This is a genomic window from Myxococcales bacterium (genome assembly GCA_016717005.1).
In the GTDB taxonomy this organism is placed as follows: domain Bacteria; phylum Myxococcota_A; class Polyangia; order Haliangiales; family Haliangiaceae; genus UBA2376.
The window spans coordinates 250,626-270,859 of record JADJUF010000007.1; the positions used below are offsets into that span (position 1 = coordinate 250,626).

17 protein-coding genes are annotated in these 20,234 nt (G+C 73.0%); 15 read left to right on the forward strand and 2 right to left on the reverse strand.

The window, feature by feature from the left end; all coding sequences use genetic code 11:
• Positions 1–8 precede the first annotated feature (8 nt).
• From IPL61_08035 to IPL61_08060, 6 genes are all read left to right on the forward strand, one after another.
• Entirely contained in the window at positions 9–2,174 is a 2,166-nt protein-coding gene (locus IPL61_08035) for a hypothetical protein (protein MBK9031271.1), read from the forward strand.
• Positions 2,159–2,962 (forward strand): hypothetical protein, encoded by an 804-nt coding sequence (locus IPL61_08040; protein ID MBK9031272.1) that lies wholly within the window; start codon positions 2,159–2,161, stop codon positions 2,960–2,962. Before IPL61_08035 ends, IPL61_08040 begins: the two co-directional genes overlap by 16 nt.
• Before the next feature lie 914 nt (positions 2,963–3,876).
• Positions 3,877–5,514 carry a DUF4157 domain-containing protein gene (locus IPL61_08045; protein MBK9031273.1) on the forward strand — a complete coding sequence of 546 codons (1,638 nt, stop codon included), beginning with the start codon at positions 3,877–3,879 and terminating at the stop codon, positions 5,512–5,514.
• On the forward strand, positions 5,505–6,533 hold the full coding sequence (locus IPL61_08050; protein ID MBK9031274.1) for a hypothetical protein: 1,029 nt from the start codon (positions 5,505–5,507) through the stop codon (positions 6,531–6,533). Before IPL61_08045 ends, IPL61_08050 begins: the two co-directional genes overlap by 10 nt.
• A 13-nt stretch (positions 6,534–6,546) precedes the next feature.
• On the forward strand, positions 6,547–7,683 hold the full coding sequence (locus IPL61_08055; GenBank protein MBK9031275.1) for a prolipoprotein diacylglyceryl transferase: 1,137 nt from the start codon (positions 6,547–6,549) through the stop codon (positions 7,681–7,683).
• A 13-nt stretch (positions 7,684–7,696) separates the two neighbouring features.
• Positions 7,697–8,317 (forward strand): YkgJ family cysteine cluster protein, encoded by a 621-nt coding sequence (locus IPL61_08060; protein ID MBK9031276.1) that lies wholly within the window; start codon positions 7,697–7,699, stop codon positions 8,315–8,317.
• Positions 8,318–8,619: 302 nt separating this feature from the next.
• Here the strand turns inward: IPL61_08060 and IPL61_08065 are convergent, their stop codons facing one another.
• Entirely contained in the window at positions 8,620–10,104 is a 1,485-nt protein-coding gene (locus tag IPL61_08065; protein ID MBK9031277.1) for a beta-lactamase family protein, read from the reverse strand.
• Positions 10,105–10,168: 64 nt separating this feature from the next.
• On the opposite strand from IPL61_08065, the gene IPL61_08070 reads away from it, so the two are divergent.
• The 6 genes from IPL61_08070 (at position 10,169) to IPL61_08095 (ending at position 16,402) form a co-directional block, all read left to right on the forward strand.
• Positions 10,169–10,687 (forward strand): hemerythrin domain-containing protein, encoded by a 519-nt coding sequence (locus tag IPL61_08070; protein MBK9031278.1) that lies wholly within the window; start codon positions 10,169–10,171, stop codon positions 10,685–10,687.
• 39 nt (positions 10,688–10,726) lie between these two features.
• A complete protein-coding gene (locus tag IPL61_08075; protein ID MBK9031279.1) occupies positions 10,727–11,158 on the forward strand; it encodes a hypothetical protein in 432 nt (143 codons plus the stop codon).
• Complete coding sequence (locus tag IPL61_08080) at positions 11,155–12,453, forward strand: hypothetical protein (GenBank protein ID MBK9031280.1); 1,299 nt, start codon at positions 11,155–11,157, stop codon at positions 12,451–12,453. The genes IPL61_08075 and IPL61_08080 overlap by 4 nt, the downstream gene beginning before the upstream one ends.
• Positions 12,454–13,022: 569 nt before the next feature.
• Positions 13,023–14,414, forward strand: coding sequence for an efflux RND transporter periplasmic adaptor subunit (locus IPL61_08085; protein MBK9031281.1), 1,392 nt, complete (start codon positions 13,023–13,025; stop codon positions 14,412–14,414).
• Positions 14,415–14,438: 24 nt separating this feature from the next.
• Entirely contained in the window at positions 14,439–15,185 is a 747-nt protein-coding gene (locus IPL61_08090; protein MBK9031282.1) for an ABC transporter ATP-binding protein, read from the forward strand.
• A complete protein-coding gene (locus tag IPL61_08095) occupies positions 15,182–16,402 on the forward strand; it encodes an ABC transporter permease (GenBank protein MBK9031283.1) in 1,221 nt (406 codons plus the stop codon). The genes IPL61_08090 and IPL61_08095 overlap by 4 nt, the downstream gene beginning before the upstream one ends.
• Positions 16,403–16,433: 31 nt before the next feature.
• Here the strand turns inward: IPL61_08095 and IPL61_08100 are convergent, their stop codons facing one another.
• The gene (locus IPL61_08100; GenBank protein MBK9031284.1) at positions 16,434–16,814 is read right to left on the reverse strand and encodes a hypothetical protein; all 381 of its coding nucleotides are present in this window, start codon (positions 16,812–16,814) and stop codon (positions 16,434–16,436) included.
• A gap of 222 nt (positions 16,815–17,036) precedes the next feature.
• Between IPL61_08100 and IPL61_08105 the strand changes: the two genes are divergently transcribed.
• From IPL61_08105 to IPL61_08115, 3 genes are all read left to right on the forward strand, one after another.
• Positions 17,037–17,819, forward strand: a complete 783-nt coding sequence (locus tag IPL61_08105) for a crotonase/enoyl-CoA hydratase family protein (protein MBK9031285.1) — start codon at positions 17,037–17,039, stop codon at positions 17,817–17,819.
• 148 nt (positions 17,820–17,967) lie between these two features.
• Complete coding sequence (locus IPL61_08110) at positions 17,968–18,687, forward strand: alpha/beta hydrolase (protein MBK9031286.1); 720 nt, start codon at positions 17,968–17,970, stop codon at positions 18,685–18,687.
• Complete coding sequence (locus IPL61_08115; GenBank protein ID MBK9031287.1) at positions 18,680–20,176, forward strand: response regulator; 1,497 nt, start codon at positions 18,680–18,682, stop codon at positions 20,174–20,176. The genes IPL61_08110 and IPL61_08115 overlap by 8 nt, the downstream gene beginning before the upstream one ends.
• Positions 20,177–20,234 lie beyond the last annotated feature (58 nt).

Here is a 20,234-nt window from a genome sequence, read left to right on the forward strand (position 1 = left end):
AGCCCGCCATGACCCTCCCTCGCACACGCCGCGGTCGCGCGGTCCTGCTCTTCCTCGCCATCGCCGTCGCGGCGCTCGCCGCGTCGATCGCCTTCGCGGGCGACGCCGAGGATCGCGAGAGCTACATCCGCGACATCGACTCCAAGCTCGGCTCGGCCGCGGGCGAGCTGTCGGGCGTGAAGTCCGACTCCGACGACGGCGACGTCCGCGACGCCGACGGCTACGTCGATCAGGTCCGCGACCTGGTCAGCCGGCTCGACGGCGTGAAGGGCGACGACGCCAAGGCCCGCGAGATCGTCGACCGCTACCCCGGGTATGTCGAGAAGTACAAGCGCGCCAGCGCCGCGATGCACAGCCTGAAGGGCTACCAGAACGCCAACGTCACGATCATGAAGGCGTGCCAGGACAAGAACACCGAGCTGGTCGCGCAGGCCCGCGACTTCGAGAACCGCAACGACCCCGACGGCCTCGAGAAGCTGCCGCGGCTGGCGGCCGAGGCCAAGAACCTGACGGTGAGGTTCCTCGAGGAGGCCGAGAAGGCCCGCTCCCAGATGGAGGACTGGAAGCGCACGGTCCAGTACTTCGACGTGACCGACGGCACGTGGGGCGACGTGCGCAGCGTGCTGCACCGCGAGGCCGAGGAGATCTACAGCTACTTCAAGAGCGACCTCGACACGGCCAAGGAGCGGTGCCGCGACCTGGTCGCGGGCGCCGACCACCCGGTCGTGCGCGAGGTGCTCGGCAAGCTGGCCAACAGCTCGGCCGGGCGCAAGGAGGTGATGGACAACCTCACGCGGCTCCTGGGCGAGATGGCGGCCAAGCTCAAGGAGGTCCAGGGCGCCTCGGGGGTCTACGCGGTCGACAACGTCCGTGAGAAGCTCGACGCCATCGACAGCGCGCTCCAGATCCTCGACCGCACCCGCGGCGCCGACCCGAAGGCCAAGGAGCTCGCCGAGCGCTGGCCGGCGATCGCGCGCGAGGCCCGCGCGTCGCTCGCGCCGCTGCGTGAGCTCAAGACCAACCACCACGCCATGGACGAGCTGCCGGCTCGGTGCCGCGAGCTGGAGTCCAAGCTCGACAGCTTCATCGCCAGCAACGGCGACGACGCCGACGGCATCGACAAGATCCCGGCGTTCGCGACCGAGCTAGGCAACCCGGTCATCGTCGGGCTCGCCAAGGCCAAGGAGCGCCTCAACCAGATGGCGCGCGACCGCGACTCGGTCCAGCGCTTCAGCAGCTCCGAGGGGCCGTGGGCGGCGGTGTCAGCCGCGTACAAGGACGCCTCGTATCATATCTACGAGGAGTTCGAGGACACGCACGAGAGCACCCTCGAGGCCTGCCAGTACCTGGTGAAGACCGTCGACCACCCGAAGGTGAAGACGGCGCTCGACAAGCTGCGCTCGAACTCCGGCGCCGCGATCGACGTCCTCACGCGGGAGGTCAACGAGACCGTGCTGCGGGCCAAGGACACCTACCGGCTCGACTGCGAGGCGATGACCAAGATGTGGGAGGCCTACTGCGAGCTCGACTGGGAGCCGATCGAGGACACCGACACGTCGAAGGCCGACAGCACCGCCGCGTCGCTCAAGAGCTCGATGCAGGCCAAGATGGGGCCGCTGATCGCCGAGATGGCCAAGCTCGAGGTCCGAGCCAAGGCCCTGACCCGTCGCCGCGAGACCAAGGACCAGGCGACCCGCCTGCTCGTCGCCCTGGCCAAGGAGCAGGAGCGCCTCGAGCGCCTGGCGCCCAGCCAGGTCTGGCGCGGCGTCAACGACACGATGAAGTTCTACGCCACCGAGTGGGGCAAGCAGCAGCACCGCCGCATGACCGCCAGCTTCAGCTGCGACGTCGGCGACCAGCCGTTCGGCAGCGCCGGCCGGCCCGACTGCATCAAGGCCAACGGCTGCATCATCCTGGAGTTCAAGTCGAAGGATGACGATGCGCGCGCGGACGGAGAGAAGAAGCTGAGCGAATACCTGCCCCAAGTGTTGGCCTACTACCAGGCCCACCTGGACAGCGGCAACAAGACCGCTCCGGACAGCGACAAGGGCGGCAAGGCAATCATGAAGGCGTTCGAAGACTACGGTTGCATCAAGGACAAGCGCATCGACCTGCGGACGAAGGTCGAGCCGTACGACATGTGCGACCGGGTCTACAAGTGCGTCGAGAACTGAGCGAGCGGACCTGCGCGTTCCTCTGGGTTACCGCGCCGCCGCGAGAGATCGAGCCGCTGATCGCGGCGTTGCTGCAGGCGTTCCGCGACTTCGGCGAGAAGCCTCGGCGGATGTGGCCGCTCACCCGCACCAAGAAGAACAGCTACAGCGAGGCTCGGTTTGTGGCAGCGGTGCGCGCCGACGAGACCACGTCAGTGACGGTCAAGGGGCTCGGGCTGGCGCAGGTCTCCGTTCATCTCGACCTGCGCACCGATCGTCGCTACCCCGACTTCTCGCCCAAGCGATACGTCGAGCTGACCGCGCCGGTCGTCACGCCCGACGACCCGCGCTTGCTCGAGTTCCTCCGAACTGCGTGCGCGCTGTATCCTGTGTCGCAGGGCGGCGTGTTCCGCGCCGAGAACCCCGACCATGCCGGCGCCGAGGCGTCGTTGTGCAACACCAGCACGTTCGACCCTGAGGCATCCAGGCGGATCGACTTCGACGCGGGCAATCGCGACGATGCCTCGCTCAAGGTCCGCCGCCTGTACCCGGTCACGATCATCGGTCCCGAGATCTGGGCGGCGCTGCCGCCGCTACCTGAGGTCGCCCCGCCGCTGGTGGTCCGCGACCTGGCCGACTGCAAGATGGTCACGGCCTGGCCGACGCTGGTCGACCCGCACGACCTGCAGTTCCTGCTGGGCACGCGCGCGCTGCGCCGCTGGCTGTGGCCGCACACGATCCAGAACCCGGCCGACGATCCGCACGAGGTCGACATCCGCCTCAAGTGGGCCGAGCTGCTGCCGTGGTAGGCGGGCGGAGGCGGTACGTGCAGGCGGGACGGCTTGCGCGACCAGGTTCGACGCCGGGCCCGCGCCGCTGGACTGCTGGCTGCCAGCTGCTGCATCGCGGCGTGCGGCGAGGCGCCGCCGACGACCTGGGCAGCACGATGACGCGCGACCAGGCCCAGCACTGGGGCGCGTCCTGCGGCCATCTCGTGCCAGCCTCGGGCCGGACTGGGCGCTCACCGTCACCCAACCCCGCCCCTCTCCGTGACGCGGACGAAGCGCCAGGGACCGCGCGCGGCGATCGCTGCTCTTGCCGCGTCTTCATCCAACGATGAACCCCGGGTCGCCGTCCTGGCCGTCCTGGCCGTCCTGGCCGTCCTGGCCGTCCTGGCATCAATGCCACTCACAGGACTCACAGGATCCTTCCCTGGATCACGCGTTGTTCGATGTAGTGATCTGCCAGCACTCTGCTCATGAGATCCCATCTATTGAATTGGCCAAGAAGTCGCGACGACGCGCCCCCGGGAGCCGAGCGGCGACTTCGGCGGCACCGCCGGCCGGCCCGGCCGGCGGTGGCCACGGCCAGGTCGGCAGCGGCAACGACAGCCTGATCCACCGCTGCCCCCCCGGGGCCCGGACCAGGCTGACAGCGAGGAAGCAGGCCCATTCCTTACCGTGCGGCAGCCGATCGATTCACGAGTCAGCTGCGCACGAGTCACACCCAGACGACGACCCGTGACAGATCACATCGCCGAATCACACGCCACTCGGCCACAGGAGCGCCACAGGCTGACCGGCCCTGGGTGAATCGGGGTGAATCCCCTCTGCGCTTGGCGATGAAGCGCGAAAAACTCCCGTTGAGCCGGGGAGTTCTCTGAGGCATTCTTCGTACTCGGTAGGGGCAGTGGCACGCGTCGGCCTTGCAGAAGGAGCGGGACATGTCGGGAACTCGAAGCAACGACGATCGGCTCGCGAACCTCTATGGGGACGTCGAGGCGCCGTTGTCCTATGGCCGGGGCGGAGTCGCCCCCGGCAAGCGGAGCCTGACCGCGAGCCTGTTCTCGTCGAGGCCGCGGCTCGCGGTACCCAGCTTGCTCGAGGGCAACGCCAGCGCGGGTGCCCGCGGACCTGGACCGACCGCGGGGCCGCTGCTGGTCGAGGACGGCGGGCCGGCGGGGCCCCACCAGATGACCAAGAGCCAGTTCCTCGCCGAGGTCGCCGCGATCATGCCGGGCGAGGACGTGTCGCAGTGGCAGGCGAAGGCGTGTTCCGCGATCGAGACCGAGCTGAAGACGCGCGTGCCGAGCGCCGCGGGTGCCCGCAGCGCGCGCGAGTACGTCAGCGCGATCCGGGCCCAGGCGACCCAGCCGGCCGATGCCGCACCGGCGGTCGGCGGCCTGGCTGCGCTCCTGGCCTCGCCCAACGAGCACGCCGCCGCCGACTTCATGCGCTCGGGCCAGATGGGCGCCGGCCAGGCGCTGGGCGGATCGGCGCGCGCCGCGATGGAGGCTGCGTTTCTCCACAGCTTCAGCGACGTCCGGATCCACACCAGCGAATCGGCCGGCCAGCTCGCGGCGGCGCTCGGCGCGCGCGCGTTCACGGTCGGCAACCAGATCGCGTTCGCGCCTGGCCTCTACGATCCCGGCTCGCCGCTCGGTGACGCGCTGCTCGCCCACGAGCTGGCCCACGTGGTCCAGCAGCGCGGCGCCACGTCGCTCGGGGGCGGCAGCAGCGCCGCCCTCGAGGCCGACGCCGACCAGGCGGCGGCGCTGGCGGTCTCGGCGCTGCACGGCGGCGAGATGTCGGCGCAGACTCCCGCGAAGCCATCACTGCAGGCCGGCTACGGCCTGCAGCGTTGCCCTGGCGGCGGCGGCGGTGGCGGCGCCAGCGCACTGACGTTCAGCTCGTCGGCGTTCGCCGCCGGCGCCGGCGGGTCGGTCACGGCGACGCCGACCGCCTCACAGTTGCAGGTCCAGAGCAGCGCGTACGCATCGACGGGCACGGTCCAGGCCACGGGCGGTACCAACGCGGACGCGGCCGGATGGGACGTCGGGTATCTGCAGACCGTGACCTCCTTGACGCCGATCGGGACCTATACCCGCCCCGCCGCCGGCACGCCGACCCAGCTCGCCATCACCGTCCCGAACAACACGCGCGATGGCAATCCGGCCGGGACCGCGCCCTGGTACGACAGCGCCAACCCGGCGGGGACCAAGGCGTTCACCACGACCGGATCGACGGAGACCGTGACGCTGTGGGATCGGCCGAGCATGACGTTTCCGTGGGATACTCCAGACGGCGTCGGCAAGCTCGCCAGCACCAGCGGCAAGGCCAAGTTCGCGGCGTGGGTGGCGGTCCGCAAGCGCGCGAGCCCAAACACGGTCCAGTACATCAACTGGGAGACGTGGGAGGTGGACTTCTCGACGACGACCAACTACGCGGCGAGCGGTGCCAAGACCGTCGCCGGGATCACCGGCGCGACGACCGCCACTGGATCGGGTGCAGGTCAGGGCGCGAACACGCCCAACCTCACCGGCACGGTCGGCAACAACCTGATCGCCCTCACGTGGACCTGACGTCGACCTGCCGTCGCGCCGGGCTGGCGGCGCTGGTGCTGCTCGCCGGCTGTAGCAAGGGCCGCAACGATGTCCACGACGGAGTTGTTCGCGTGAACCCACAGCAACAAGGTCTCTACACCCCGCCCGCGACGACCTCGGTGGACCTGGCCGGCGTGATCGCGGTCCGATGCACCGCGACGCCCCGCGCGGAGGCGCCGGTCGGCGCGGTGGCGGCGGGTGGGTTCCCGGGCCTTTACCGCCGCGACTTCGATCTCACCGACTGCACCGCGGTCCGGGGTCGGCTCGACGCCGAGGTCCGCGCCATCCACGGCTACACCCTGCTGGCCCCGCTCCAGCGCGTCGACGAACCGCTGAGCCCGACCCTGGCCCTCGACGGCGGGCGCGCCTTCGACCGCCCCGCCGCGGGTCCGGTGCCGATGCTGGTGCTGGTCGGCGGTCCGGCCGTGGCCGCGCCGATGGGGTTCCAGGGCCGGGTCGCGACGCTCGTCGACGTCGCCGGGGTCGAGCTCGCTGAGCCGGTGCGGGCGTTCACGCTGACCGGCGCCGACCTCGGGCTGGCGACCGCGCTGTCCACGCTGGTCGGCTGGCAGCCGGCGCGATCGGTGGCGACGGCGAGCGCGGCCCGCGCGTCCGGTCACGCGCTGGTCGCGATCGACGCGCTGCGGGTCGCCGTCGCCGACAGCGCCACCGACCAGGTCGAGCTCCTGGCGGTGGATCTCCTGGACCCGAGCCGCCCGGCGGCCGTGCGGGTCGCGGCCATCGAGTTGCTGGGCGCCGCGATCGCCGCCGCGCCGGTCGGCTCGGCCCAGGCCGATCGGTTGATCACCGCCGCGGTCGGCGGCTGGGAGGCGGAGCGGCGCGCCCACGTCGACACCGCCTACGCATCGGCGCTCAGCCGCACGGTGCCGCAGCTCCGCGGCTCGGCCCAGCTCGCGCGCGCCCGCGCCCTCGCCGTCGATCACCAGCTCGACCAGCTCACCAAGCTCCTCCACCAGCTCGCGGCCGATCTGGAGTGACGTGCTCGACGCCGTGAATCGCACGCTCGACGGGCTGGTGCGACCCGAGGTCCCGATCCTCGGCCGACCGCGCTCGGCGTTCCGGGTGTGCGGGTTCGCTGGCGCCGTCGCCGCCGCCGCGCTGACGATCGGGCTGGCCTGGTACACCGGGCTGTCGATCGCCCCGGTCGCGATCCTCCTCGTGACCGCCATCGTGGTGTTCCTCGTCGGCGCGATCGCCAGCAAGGCGATGCGGGGCGCGCCGAACCTGGTGTTCCATCGCCACGCGATCGCGATCGGCGCGGCGGACGCGGGTGTGCTCGCGGTGCTGGGCGAGCCGGCGCTGCCATACCTCGACCTCGTCGGGCTCGGGCTCGGCGCGTTCCTGGCCTGCGGTCGGGTCGGCTGCCTGATGGTCGGGTGTTGTACCGGCCGGCCATCGCGGCTCGGCGTCCGCTACCGGCGCGAGCACGTCGACACCGGGTTCTCGCCGGTGCTGGTCGGCGTGCGGTTGTTCCCCAGCCAGGCCGTCGAGGCGGTCGGTGTGCTGGCGCTCACGACCGGCGGCGCGATCCGCGTCGCCCTCGGCGCGCGCCCGGGCGCGGTGCTCGCGATGCTCGTCGTCGGCTACGCGGTCAGCCGGTTCGTCATCGAGCTCACCCGCGGCGACCGGTTCCGGCCGGTCGTGGGCGGGTTCTCCGAGGCGCAGTGGATCGCCGCGCTGGCGGTCGGCGCCGTGATCGCCGCCGGGCACGACGGCCTCATCCCCGAGGAGCGCTGGCACGTCGCCGCCGTGGTCGGCCTGGGGTTCGCGATGTTCTTCATCCTGTCGTGGCGGTACCTGAGCGACACGCCGCGCCACCAGTTGCTCCATCCGCGCCATATCCACGAGTGCGCGGTGGCCCTCGATCGGCTGGGCTCGTCGCCGTCGTCGCCGGGCCGCGCGATCACGGTCGCCACGACCTCGCTCGGGGTCCGGCTGTCGCTGGCGCCGCTCGCGACGCCGTCGGGGCGAATCGAGCACGTCGCGATCTCGCACCGCGACGGCCCGATGCCGATCGAGGCCGCACGGATCATCACCGACCTCATCTGCCAGCTCCGACCATCGGCCGGCCGCCACCAGATCGTCTGCGGCGCGCGCGGGGTGTTCCACCTGTTGATTCACCGCTGAACCGTGAGGCCTCATGGACGAGCCTGACCCGCAGCCCGCACCGCCCATCGTCGCTGCCCCCGCGCTCCGCCGCGATCTCGACGACGGCCTCCGGTTCGCGCACGTGCTGGCGATGCAGACCAAGCGCGACGTCACCGAACTGGCGTCGCGCTTCTTCGCGCTGCTCGAAGAGATGGCGAGCCGCGGCCAGCTCGACCTGCCGAAGTACGACGAGCGGCGCGCGCTCCGGCTCGAGCAAGAGGAGCAGCGCGCTGCCAGCCGGGCCCACGTCCAGATCGCACCGGTGCCCGACAAGTACGCGCTCACCGACCTGCCCGACATCGACTGCGCCGCGCGCATTCCGCTGTGCCGGGCGCGGTGCTGCACGCTCACGTTCCCGCTCTCGTTCCAGGATCTCGACGAGCGCGTCGTGCAGTGGGAGTACGGCCGGCCGTATCAGATTCGCCGCCGGTCCGACGGCTCGTGTACCCACTGCGCACCCGACACCCGCCAGTGCGGCGTCTACGCGCAACGGCCCGCGGCGTGTCGCATCTTCGACTGCCGTCAGGACTCGCGGATCTGGCTCGACTTCGAGCGCCGCATTCCGGCCCCCGAGCCGGACCCGGCCCGCGTCGCGGCCGAGCCGTCGAGGTAGCGAATCGACTCCTTTCTTCTGCGCTACCGGCGCCGACGTGGCGGCGATGGCCGCGTCAGCGCCGACAGGTGTGGGTCGACTTCGGGAGGCGCCCGGCGGCGACCAACGTCTTGCCCGCGCGATACAACGTCTCGGCCTGGGCCTCGTCCGCGTGGGCGGGGATGGGGCCATCGGCGTCGCTGGGCGATCGGCGGACCACCGCAGCATGAACGACGTCGCCACGGCGGCGGGTCGACGCCCCGCCCCGCCGACGATCACCGCTGGCGCCCGAGCGATCCGTCGGTGGCCGACGCAGGTCGCGGCTACGGCGCCGGGGTCGGCGCAGGCGCGGTCATGCGGTCGCCGCGCAGCTCGACGCCGCGCTGGACGACGATCATCTCGACGGCGTGGCCGTCGACGATCCGGAAGCGGACCTGGGCGCCGAGCTCGACGACGACGTAGCGGCCGCCGCCCTGGGACTTGAGCGCGGGGCCGACGGCGCCGGCCGGACCGACGCGGAGGACGCCGTCGGTGTAGCTGACCGGCACCTCCTGATCGACCATCTCGAAGCGGTAGGTGCCGAGCAGCGGCGCGGCCTCGTCGGCGCCGACCGGCAGGTCGAGGACCTGGGGCACGGGCACGTCGAGGACGACGCGGGCGAGCGCCTCGCCGAGATCGCTGGCGACCGGGCTGGGCGTGTTGACCAGCACCGCGATCGCGAGCTCGTCGGCCGGGTAGTAGGCGACCCAGCTGACGAAGCCGTTGATGCCGCCGCCGTGCGAGATGACCGGGTGGTCGCCGAGGACGCCGACGCCGAGGCCGAAGCCGTAGGGGTAGGTCGTGCCGTCGGCGAGCCGCACCGGCGTCGTCATCTCGGTGAACGCCGCCGGGGTCACGACCTGGCCGGTGGCGAGGGCGCGGATCCAGGTGGTCAGATCGGCGACGGTCGAGCACAGCGAGCCGGCCGCGTACGGGTGGGCCATGTCGAGCGGGTCCGCCGGCACCAGCGCGCCGTCCTTGGCCTCGTAGCCGCGCGCGTCGCGCGGCCCGGTCTGGGTCGGCCGGCAGTACGCGGTGTCGGCGAGGTGCAGCGGCGCGACCACGCGGTCGCGCACGAACTCGGCGTAGCTGACGCCGGCGGCCCGCTCGATCACCAGCCCGAGCAGGTAGTAGCCCGAGTTGCTGTACGCCCACTTCGCGCCCGGCGCGAAGTCGAGCGGCTCGGCGGCGAACTTCGCGACCAGGTCCGCGCGCGGCATGGCGTCGGCCTGGTGGGTCTCGAACCACGGCAGGTCGGTGTAGTTCTTGACGCCGCCGGTGTGGGTCAGGAGCTGACGGATCGTGATGACCTGCCCGCGGGTCGGGTAGTCGGGCAGGAACCGCGTGATCGGATCGTCGATCGCCAGCGCGCCGTCGGCCGCCAGCAGCACGATCGCCGCGGCGGTGAACTGCTTGGTCACCGAGCCGACGCGCAAGATCGCGTCCGCCGCCATCGGCGCCTTGGCCTCGAGGTCGGCCTGGCCGTAGCCGCGGATCAAGATCGGCTGACCGCGCTGGACCACCGCGACCGTCAGCCCGGCGATCGGATGGTCGGCGTCGGCGAGCCGGGCCCGGGCCAGGCCGTCGAGCCGCTGGGCCAGCGCCGAGTCGGGCGCCGGTGCCGGCGGCGGCGCGGCGACCGGCGCGGCGTGATGACAACCGACCAGGACCAGCGCCAGCGCGCCGGCGACCAGCGCGCCGGCGACCAGCGCGCCGCGGCGCGCGCGCCGATGGATCGAACGCAGCGAGACGATCGAGAGGTGCGACATCGCGGCCGAGCATAGCCCCGGCCGCGCGACGCGACGACCGGGCCAGGCGCGGTACGGTCCCGCCATGCGCCGAGCTCCTGGCCTGAACGCGTCGCCGCCCGAGGACACCGTGATCGCGGCGCTCGAGGGGTGCCACGAGCGCATCCGGCGGTTCGGCGGCCTGGCCGAGCGCGTCGCGGTCGAGGCCGCCACCGACGCCGAGCGCGCCGAGGCCGCGGCCGCGGTGGTCCGCTACTTCACGATCGCGCTGCCGCTGCACGCCGCCGATGAGGACCTCAGCCTGGCGCCGCGCCTGGTCGGCCGCGACGCCGCGCTCGACGCCGCCCTGGCGCGCATGACCGCCGACCACGTCGAGCACGCCGCGGTGCTCGACCCGGTGCTGGCCCTGTGCCGCCAGCTCGCGGCGGCGCCCGCGACCCACGCCGCGCTCGCGCCGACGCTGGGCCCCGCGGCGGCGGCGATGGTGGCGGCGTTCGCCGCGCACCTGGCGCTCGAGGAGGCGATCGTGTTCCCGGCGGTCGCGGCGCTGCCGGCCGCGGTCCAGCGCGAGCTCCGCGCCGAGATGCTGGCGCGCCGGGCGTAGGCCGTGGCCGGGGCGAACAGAATGGGCTAGCCTCGCCGCATGAAGCAGGTGCGTCGCTATCGACGAAGGGGGAAGGGAGGTGGGCTCATCGATGAGTGGCCATCGACGGCGATGGCACCGGAGGAACTCGCAGAGCGAGTAGCGTACATTGGCAGCGCGGAGCACAAAGCGCGGCCCATCGATCCCGCCTTCGACTTCGCGCCTGCCCTTCGGTCTGACGCCTCGCGGTGCGACCCGGCGGCCACGAAAGACCAGGCCCAGGCCGCGCTCCAGGAGGCCGTCCGACGACGATGTGTCAGCCGCGTCTTCGTCGGTGAGTTCCCCCAATACGTATGGGGCTGGTTAGACGGCGCGCACGCGGCGCGCCTCATCAACAGCGAAGCGGGCTGGTACAAGGCGTGGCCGATCACCCGCGATGAACTGCCCGCGGATCACGAGGGGGTCCTCACCCCGCTCGAGCCCGACCAATGACGCGCCTCCAGTTCCTGATTGAGTGGGAGGAGGCGCCGGGGGTCCGGTCGCCGGTCGTCGCCGCGACCTGGGCGCGCCTCGAGATTCGTCTCGATGGGCGCCCGATCACCCAGTTCTGGAGTGAGTCAGCGAACGCGGTTCGCACGGGTGTCTACGGTTCGATCTTCCCGCTCGCGCGGTGGCTGACGACGAATTGGTGGCACCTGACGAGCGAGGGCCTCCCGACGCTAGAAGTGATGCGCGGCGGCCGCCGCGCGCCCGCGCGCGCCCGCGCTTGGGTGGGGCGCCACTGCTTCGTGTACGCGCGGGATGGGATGGCCTACCCCGACCTCTCGTTCTACCGGGAGGACGAAGATCGCGTCGGCGTCCGCTGGGTCGCCGATCCGTCGACGGTCACGACGGCGGGGAGGTTCCTCGGCGACGGCGTCGCTCAACTCAATCGGCGCGATGTCGAAGTCGCACTCGCCAGCGTGATCGAGAGCGTGATCGAGCGCACGACGGCCATCGAGCACGAGGACCTGACCGAGTTGCGCAGCGACTGGCGGGCGATCGGCTCTGCCGATGGCGATGAGCGCACGCTATGCGAGCGCCTTGCGACCCTCGGACAGGACCCGTACGCCCCAGATCTCGATGAGCATGTCGAGTTCCTCCTCGCGAACCCCATCGATCTCACCGAACCCGTCTTGCGCGACGTCCTTGCGGCGACCGACGCCACGCGACTTGGAGGCGCGCTCGCGGCCGCGCACACCCTGGTCGCGCGACTGCCACTCGCGACGCGCAGCCATCACCCGCCGTTTGACCCGGTCTACGACGCACGCCCCTACGTCGCCGGATATCGCCGCGCTGACGCGTTTCGCCGACAGTTCGCGATCGACCCGACGCAACCGCTGCGCGATCTCGACGCCGCCATCGAGCGCGCGATTGGCGTGATCGATCAGCAGTGGGTCTCCATCGACGAGACTGGCATCGAGGGCGCGATCCAGCGCAACGGCACCTGCGCGATCGCTGCGGCCGGCCGGGCGGTCCCCTCGTCGCGACGATTCCTGCTGGCCCGAGCGCTGCACCACTGGACCTGCGTGACAACGGAGCACTCGTCTCGACGACTGTTGACCCGGGCGACCGACTGGCAACAAGCGGCGTCGCGTGCGTTCGCGGCGGAGCTGCTCGCGCCAGCGGCAGCCCTGACCGCGAGGATGCGCGATCACGGCGCATGGGACCTGATCGAACTCGCCGACGAGTTCCAGGTCAACCCGATGGTCATTGCGCGCCAGATCGAAAATCACGGACTTGGGTAAGGCTGCGCGAGATCCTCCGATGTTGTGGCCGGCCGGAAGGACGCCCGGCGGACTCGCCGGCATGACGGCTCCGTGGATCGACGACCGCGTCCCGCGCTGAGATCCCGTAGGCCGGCGCGTCCTCGCCGCGCGCCCGGCGCTCACGCCCGCTGCGGCGGCGCAGCCATCGCGAAGCCGCCGGCGAGCGCGCTGGTCGCGAGTTGCTGCTCGAGGATCGCGACCTCGGCCTCGGCCTGGGCGAGCTGATACCAGGTCACCGCGAGATCTGCGGACACGGTGATCGCGGCGGCCTGGAGACCGAGCGCCGAGGTCCGGGCGCTGGCGGCGGCGCCGTCGCGGGCGGCGCCGATGCCGCTCCGCAGCGCGCTGCGGAACCTGCAGCGACGGCCGCGGACGCCCGCGGGATCCCGCGATCCCGATCGCGAGCCGGCGTGGCAGCCGCGGACCTCGACTGCGGTTCCGGCCGGTCCGCCGCAGCCTGCGGCACCGCAGGATCTGCAGATCGACCCCGCAAGCACGCGACATCGCGGCGCGACGCGCTGGGCCCGACGGTTGCACTACCAGCGGCCATGAAGCCCATGTCCTCGACGCCGGCGCCGCTGCGCATCGCGCGCCGGATCGCCCCGATCCTCGCCGTCGTCGCCGTCGTGGTCGGCGGGTCGCTCGCGTGGCACCACTACCGCAACCAGCCCGCCACGGTCACCTACACCACGACCGCGGTCGAGCGCGGCGCCGTGCGCCAGCTCGTGACCGCCTCGGGCACCTTGTCGCCGGTGCTGCGCTCGACGGTCGGCAGCCAGGTGTCGGGTCGCATCACCGAGATCCTCGTCGACTTCAACGACCACGTGACGCGCGGCCAGGTGCTGGCGCGCCTCGACAAGCAGCTGCTCCAGGGCCAGGTCGCGCAGGCCCGGGCCCGCCTGGCGTCGGCGCGCGCTGAGCTGACCCGCGCGCAGGTCACCGCGGCCAGCGCCAAGGTGACCTACGACCGCGCCGCCGGCCTGATCTCGTCCGGCGCGATCGCCGCCGCCGACGTCGACGCCGCCAAGGCCGCGCGCGACACCGCCGCCGCGTCGATCGTCGCCGCCAAGGCCAGCATCGTCGAGGCGCAGGCGTCGCTGGCCGCCGCCCAGGTCAACCTCGAGTACACGACGATCACCGCGCCGATCGACGGCGTGATCATCTCGCGCTCGGTCGACGCCGGCCAGACCGTCGCCGCCTCGCTGCAGGCGCCCGAGCTGTTCGTGATCGCCGGCGACCTCGCCAAGATGGAGCTGCACGCCGCGGTCGCCGAGGCCGACGTCGGCCAGCTCGCCGACGGCATGACCGTCGAGCTCGCGTTCGACGCCTACCCCGAGCGCACCTTCGTCGGCGCGGTCCGGCAGGTCCGCAACCAGGCGACCACGACCTCGAACGTCGTCACCTACGACGCGGTCGTCGCGGTCGACAACGCCGACGGCGCGCTCCGCCCGGGCATGACCGCGACCGCGACGTTCGTGGTCGCGTCGAGCGACGGCCTCGTGGTCGCGGCCAAGGCGCTCAAGTACCGCCCCGCCGGCGCCCCGCCGCCGCCCGGCCGCGCCCGCAGCTCCGAGGGCCGGCGCCCCGCCGACACAAGGCCCGCCGCCGACACGCCCGCCGCCGACACGCCCGCCACCGACACGCCCGCCACCGACACGCCCGCCACCGACACGCCCGCCACCGACAAGCCCGCCACCGACCGGCCGCGTACGCCGCGGGCCGCGGTCTGGGTGCTGCGCGCCGGCGTGCCGGTCCGGGTCCCGGTCACCGCCGGCCTCACCGACGGCACCACCACCGTCGTCACCGGCCCTGACCTGAAGGACGGCGACCTCGTGATCACCGCCGACTCGTCGAGCAGGTCGGGCGCGGCCAGCGCGCGCGGCGCCAGCGCCCGCGGCGGCGCCGGCGGTCGACGCGGCGCCCCGCCCCCGCTGCTCTGACCCACCGCCCACCAGGAGCCCACCATGTCCGCCCCCCTCATGGACGTCCACGCGCTGACCCGTCGCTACGGCACCGGCGACGCGATCGTGCACGCGCTGCGCGGCGTCGACCTGCAGATCAGCGCCGGCGAGTTCGTCGCGGTCATGGGCCCGTCGGGCTCGGGCAAGTCGACGCTGATGAACCTGCTCGGCTGCCTCGACGCCCCGACCACCGGCGTCTACATGCTCGACGGCGAGGACGTCGCCGGGTTGTCGCGCGATCGCCTGGCCGAGGTCCGGAACCGCACGCTCGGCTTCGTGTTCCAGAACTACAGCCTCCTGCCGCGCACGTCCGCGCTCGAGAACGTCGAGCTGCCCGGCCTGTACGCCGGCACGCCGCGCAAGGAGCTCAGGGCGCGCGCGGTCGAGGCGCTCACCCGGGTCGGGCTGGCCGACCGCCTGGACCACCACCCCAACCAGCTCTCGGGCGGCCAGCAGCAGCGCGTCGCGATCGCGCGCGCGATCGTCAACCGGCCGGCGGTGATCCTGGCCGACGAGCCGACCGGCAACCTCGACACCCGCACCAGCCTCGAGATCATCACGCTGTTCCAGGCGCTGTCGCGCGACGGGATGACGATCGTCTACGTGACCCACGATCCCGAGACCGCGGTCTTCGCGTCGCGCCGCATCGTCGTGCGCGACGGCCGGATCGTCACCGACACCCGGCAGCAGCCCGAGGACGCCGCCGCGGCGCTCGCCGCGCTGCCGGCGATCGAGGAGGAGCTGTCATGAACCTCTGGCGCACCACCCTGGTCGCGCTGTCGGCGCTCGGCCGCACCAAGGCGCGCTCGCTGCTCACCGTCCTCGGCGTGATCATCGGCGTCGGCGCCGTCATCGCGATGGTCTCGATCGGCGAGGGCGCCAAGGCCCGGGTCGCCGCCCAGTTCGAGGCGATGGGCACCAGCACGCTGGTCGTCACCTCGGGCGCGTCCACCGCCGGCGGCGCGCGCGGCGGGGCCGGCTCGCAGCCGACCCTGACCTGGACCGATCTCGACGCGATCCGGGCGCTGCCCGAGGTCGGCGCCGCCGCGCCCCAGCTGCGCGGCAACGGCCAGCTGCTCGCCGACGGCAGCAACTGGCAGGCGCCGATCACCGCGACCACGTCGGCCTGGTTCACGGTCCGCGCCTGGGCCGCCGCGCGCGGCGAGCTGCTGAGCCCGGCCGACGACGCCGGCGCGCGCAAGGTCGCCGTCATCGGCAAGACCGTCGCGACCAACCTGTTCGGCGACGACGACCCGATCGGCCAGACCATGCGGATCGATCGCACCCCGTTCATCGTGATCGGCGTGCTCGAGGCCAAGGGCACGTCGGCGATGGGCCAGGACAGCGACGACGTCGTCGTCATCCCGGCCAGGACCTTCCTGTCGAAGGTGTCGGGCGGCAACGCGCGGTTCCTGTCGGGTCAGGTGATCGTGATGGCGGCGTCGCCGGACACCGCCGGCGCCAAGCTCGCGATCGAGGAGCTCCTGCGCGAGCGGCACAAGCGCCGCGCCGGCGAGCCCGACGACGTCTCGGTGCGCGACCTGAGCGAGATCGCGAAGGCGCAGGCCGCGAGCGCGAGCACGATCACGTCGCTCCTGGCCGGCGTCGCGCTGGTGTCGCTCCTGGTCGGCGGCATCGGGATCATGAACATCATGCTGGTCAGCGTCACCGAGCGGACCCGCGAGATCGGCCTGCGCATGGCGATCGGCGCCAAGCCCCACCACGTCCGGCGCCAGTTCCTGATCGAGGCGGTCGTGCTGTCGCTCGCCGGCGGGGTGCTCGGCATCGGCTTCGGCTTCGCGGCCGGCGAGTACATGGCGGCCAGCTTCGGCTTCCCGCTGCTGGTCCGCCCCGACGTCGTGATCATGTCGGTCGCGGTGTCGGCCGGCGTCGGCGTGCTGTTCGGGTTCTACCCGGCCCACCGGGCGTCGCGGCTCGATCCGATCGTCGCGCTGCGGCACGAGTGAGCGCGGGCCGGGGCGACGCGCGCGCCCGCGGTCAGAGCGGCTTGCCGATCTGCGCGCAGACCGTCTTGGCCTTCTCGGCGTCGCCGTAGTACCGGTTGATCCCCTCCATGCCCTGGCCCTGCATCTGGACGCAGGAGAAGACGACGCCGTCGGTCGGGCACGCGCCCTCGAGGAAGATCTGGCCCTCGGCCGAGCACCGGGCCTTGGCCTCCTGGGCGGTCCAGGTCGAGCCGGTGTACTCGAGGCAGACCTTGAGCTCGCCGGTGGTCGCGCGCTGATCGCACGCGGCGATGACCTTGCCGGCCTTGGGCACGGTGGCGCCGCCGCCGCCGCCGCCGGACTCTTCCTTCTTCTTGCCGCAGGCCAGCGCGAGCGGGGCCACGAGCATGACAACGAGGATGCGATGGTTCATCGGGCCATCGTCACCGGCCTGCGGCGCGATGTCGCGGCCCCGGGGGTGGATTTTCGATGGCGACCGATCAGCCGCGTCGTCCGCGTCCACCGGCGGTGACGGCGATCCGCCGCCAAACAGGACCCGCGCCCGGCGCGGTCGACGCGCAGCGACGATGGCCCTGCGGCCGGTTCCGCGCCGCGGCGCTGGCCGACCCGGCGCCGCCGCGGGCACCATGCCGGCATGACCACCGGCACCGTCTCGCTCGACCGTCGCGGCCACGTCCTCGTCATCGGTCTCGATCGCGCCGCCAAGCGCAACGCCTTCGACCTGCCGCTGTGGGACGCGCTGTGCCGCGCCTACGGTGAGCTCGATCGCGACGACGACCTCCGGGTCGGGGTGCTCCACGCCCACGGCGATCACTTCACCGGCGGCCTCGATCTGCCGCAGTGGGCGCCGGTGTTCGCGAGCGGTCAGTGGCACATCCCCGACGGCGGGCTCGATCCGCTCGGCCTCACCGGCCCGCGCCTGCGCAAGCCGATCGTCGCCGCGGTCCAGGGGATCTGCCTGACGATCGGCATCGAGCTCCTGCTCGCCACCGACCTGCGCGTCGCCGCGGCGACGACCCGCTTCGGGCAGATCGAGATCAAGCGCGGCATCTACCCGGTGGGCGGCGCGACGCTGCGCTTCCCGCGCGAGTGCGGCTGGGCCAACGCGATGCGCTGGCTGCTCACCGGCGACGAGTTCGACGCCGCCGAGGCCCTGCGCATCGGCCTGGTCCAGGAGGTCACCGCGGCCGGCGCGCAGCTCGACCGCGCGCTGGCGCTGGCCGACGTGATCGCGGCCCAGGCGCCGCTCGGCGTCTACGCGACGCTGGCGTCGGCGCGGGCCGCGGCGCCCGCCGCCGAGGCCGCGGCCGCGGCGCGGCTCATGCCCGACCTGCAGCCGCTGCTGGCGTCGGACGACATGCAGGAGGGCCTGCGCGCCTTCGTCGGCCGCCGCCCCGGCGCGTTCACCGGCAAGTAGCGCTCACCCTGGGCCTGGAGGGCGGCTGCACGAGCCCGGCGGCGCGCCGGGCGGCGACCTCGGCCGCGGGCCGGCCGCCGCGGTGCCGGCGCGCGAACGGCTCGACTTTCGGCGAGGGCCGCGGGACCATCGTCGCGGGGGGCATCCGATGACCTGCTTCGTCCTGGTGCACGGCGCGTTCCACGGAGGCTGGGTCTGGGGGCGGGTCGCGGCGCGCCTCCGCGCCGCCGGCCACGAGGTCCTGACCCCGACGCTCACCGGCTGCGGCGATCGCCACCACCTGCTCACCCGCGAGCTCGGGCTCGAGGACCACGTCCGCGATCTGGTCGCGACGCTCGAGCACGAGGACGTCCGCGCCGCGGTCGTGGTCGCGCACAGCTACGGCGGCACGGTCGCGACCGCCGCGGCCGCGCGCGTGCCCGACCGGCTCGCGCGGCTGGTCTACCTCGACGCCCAGGCGCCGGTCGACGGCCAGAGCGCGAGCGGCGCCATGGCCGAGGGCACCAGCGCCGGGCTCGCGGCGCTCACCGACGACACCTGGCTGCTGCCGCCGCTGCCGCTCGCGGCCGTGGGCGTGGTCGAGCCCGCCGACGTCGCCTGGGTCACGCCGCGCCGGCACCCGCACCCGATGCGCACGCTGCTCGAGCCGGTCCTGCTCGGCGCCGGCGTGGTCGACCGGATCGAGCGCGCCTACATCGAGTGCACGCAGCACGCCGCGCTGGCCGCGCTGTTCGGCGTCGACCCGCTGCGCCCGTTCGCCGAGCGGGCCCAGCGCGAGGGCTGGCGCCATAGCCGGCTCGACGCGCCCCACGACGTCATGGTCACCGCGCCCGCCGCCGCCGCCGCCGCGATCCTGGCCCATGCCTGATCAGCTCGCCTCGGTGATCCACGCGCTCCGGGTCGGGATCGTGGTCCAGGGCCCCAGCACCGAGGTGCTGATGTGCAACCCCGCGGCGCTCGAGCTGCTCGGGCTCGACGAGGATCAGTACCGCGGCCGGACCTCCTACGACCCCGAGTGGAACATCACCCGCGAGGACGGCGAGGTGTTCGAGGCGGCGCAGCGGCCGATGTCGCAGGTGCTCGCGACCGGCCAGCCGGTGCGCAACGTGGTCATGGGGGTCTACCGGCCCCGCCGCCGCGATCGCGTGTGGCTGATGGTCAACGTCGATCCCGAGTTCGACGAGGCCGGCCGCATCACCCGGATGATCGCGACCCTGTTCGACATCACCGAGCGCAAGCAGCTCGAGGGCGCGCTGGTCGAGGCCCGCAAGCTCGAGAGCATCGGCCGGCTGGCCGGCGGCATCGCCCACGACTTCAACAACCTGCTCACGGTCATCACGACCGCGACGTCGATGGCGATGCGCCGGCTCGCGACCGACGATCGCTGCCGGGCCGAGCTCCAGGTCAGCCTCGAGGCCGCCGAGCGCGCGGCGGCGCTGACCCGGCAGCTCTTGACGTTCGCGCGCCGGCGCGAGCTGTCGACCGACGCCAGCGACGTGGCCGGCGTGGTCGCCGCGATGGCGCCGCTGCTCGAGCGGATCGTCGGCGCCCACGTCGCGCTCGCGCTGGTCACCTCGCCCGACACCGGCGCCGCCCAGATCGCGGCGGTCGAGCTGGAGCAGGTGCTGTTCAACCTCGCCGCCAACGCCCGCGACGCGATGCCCTCGGGCGGCACCCTCCGCGTCACGACCGGGCGCGTCGACGTCACCCACGACGGCGCGCTGCCGCGCGGCAGCTACGTCCGGATCTCGGTCGCCGACGACGGCGAGGGCATGGACCCGGCCACCCGCGAGCGCATCTTCGAGCCGTTCTTCACCACCAAGGATCTGGGGCGCGGCACCGGCCTCGGGCTCGCGACGGTCCAGGGCGTGGTCCACCAGCACGGCGGCCACATCGCGGTCGACAGCGCGCCGGGGCGCGGCTCCACGTTCGTGATCCACCTGCCCCGCACGGCGGCGGTCGCGGCGGCGCCGCCGGTCGAGGTCGAGGTCGGGCGCGGCGCCGAGACCATCCTGGTGGCCGAGGACGAGGACGCGCTGCGCCGGCTGGTCACCGCGATCCTGGCCGAGCTCGGCTACCAGGTGCTCGCCGCCCGCGACGGCGCCGACGCCCTGCGGGTCGCCGCCGCCCACCCCGGGCCGATCCACCTGTTGTTCACCGACTTCGCCATGCCCAAGATGAACGGCCTGGCCCTGGCCACCACGCTCGGCGCCCTGCGCCCCGAGGTGCGGGTGCTCGTGACCTCGGGCTTCGCGCACGAGCGCCGGGTCACCCGCGACACCTGGCACGTGCTCGACAAGCCGTTCACGCCCGAGCAGCTCGCGGCGCGGGTGCGGGCCATCCTCGACGGCTCCTGACCCCAGGCCGGGGTGGTGGGCGGATCGCTCGAGCCCAGGTTTCGTGATCGCCCCGCCC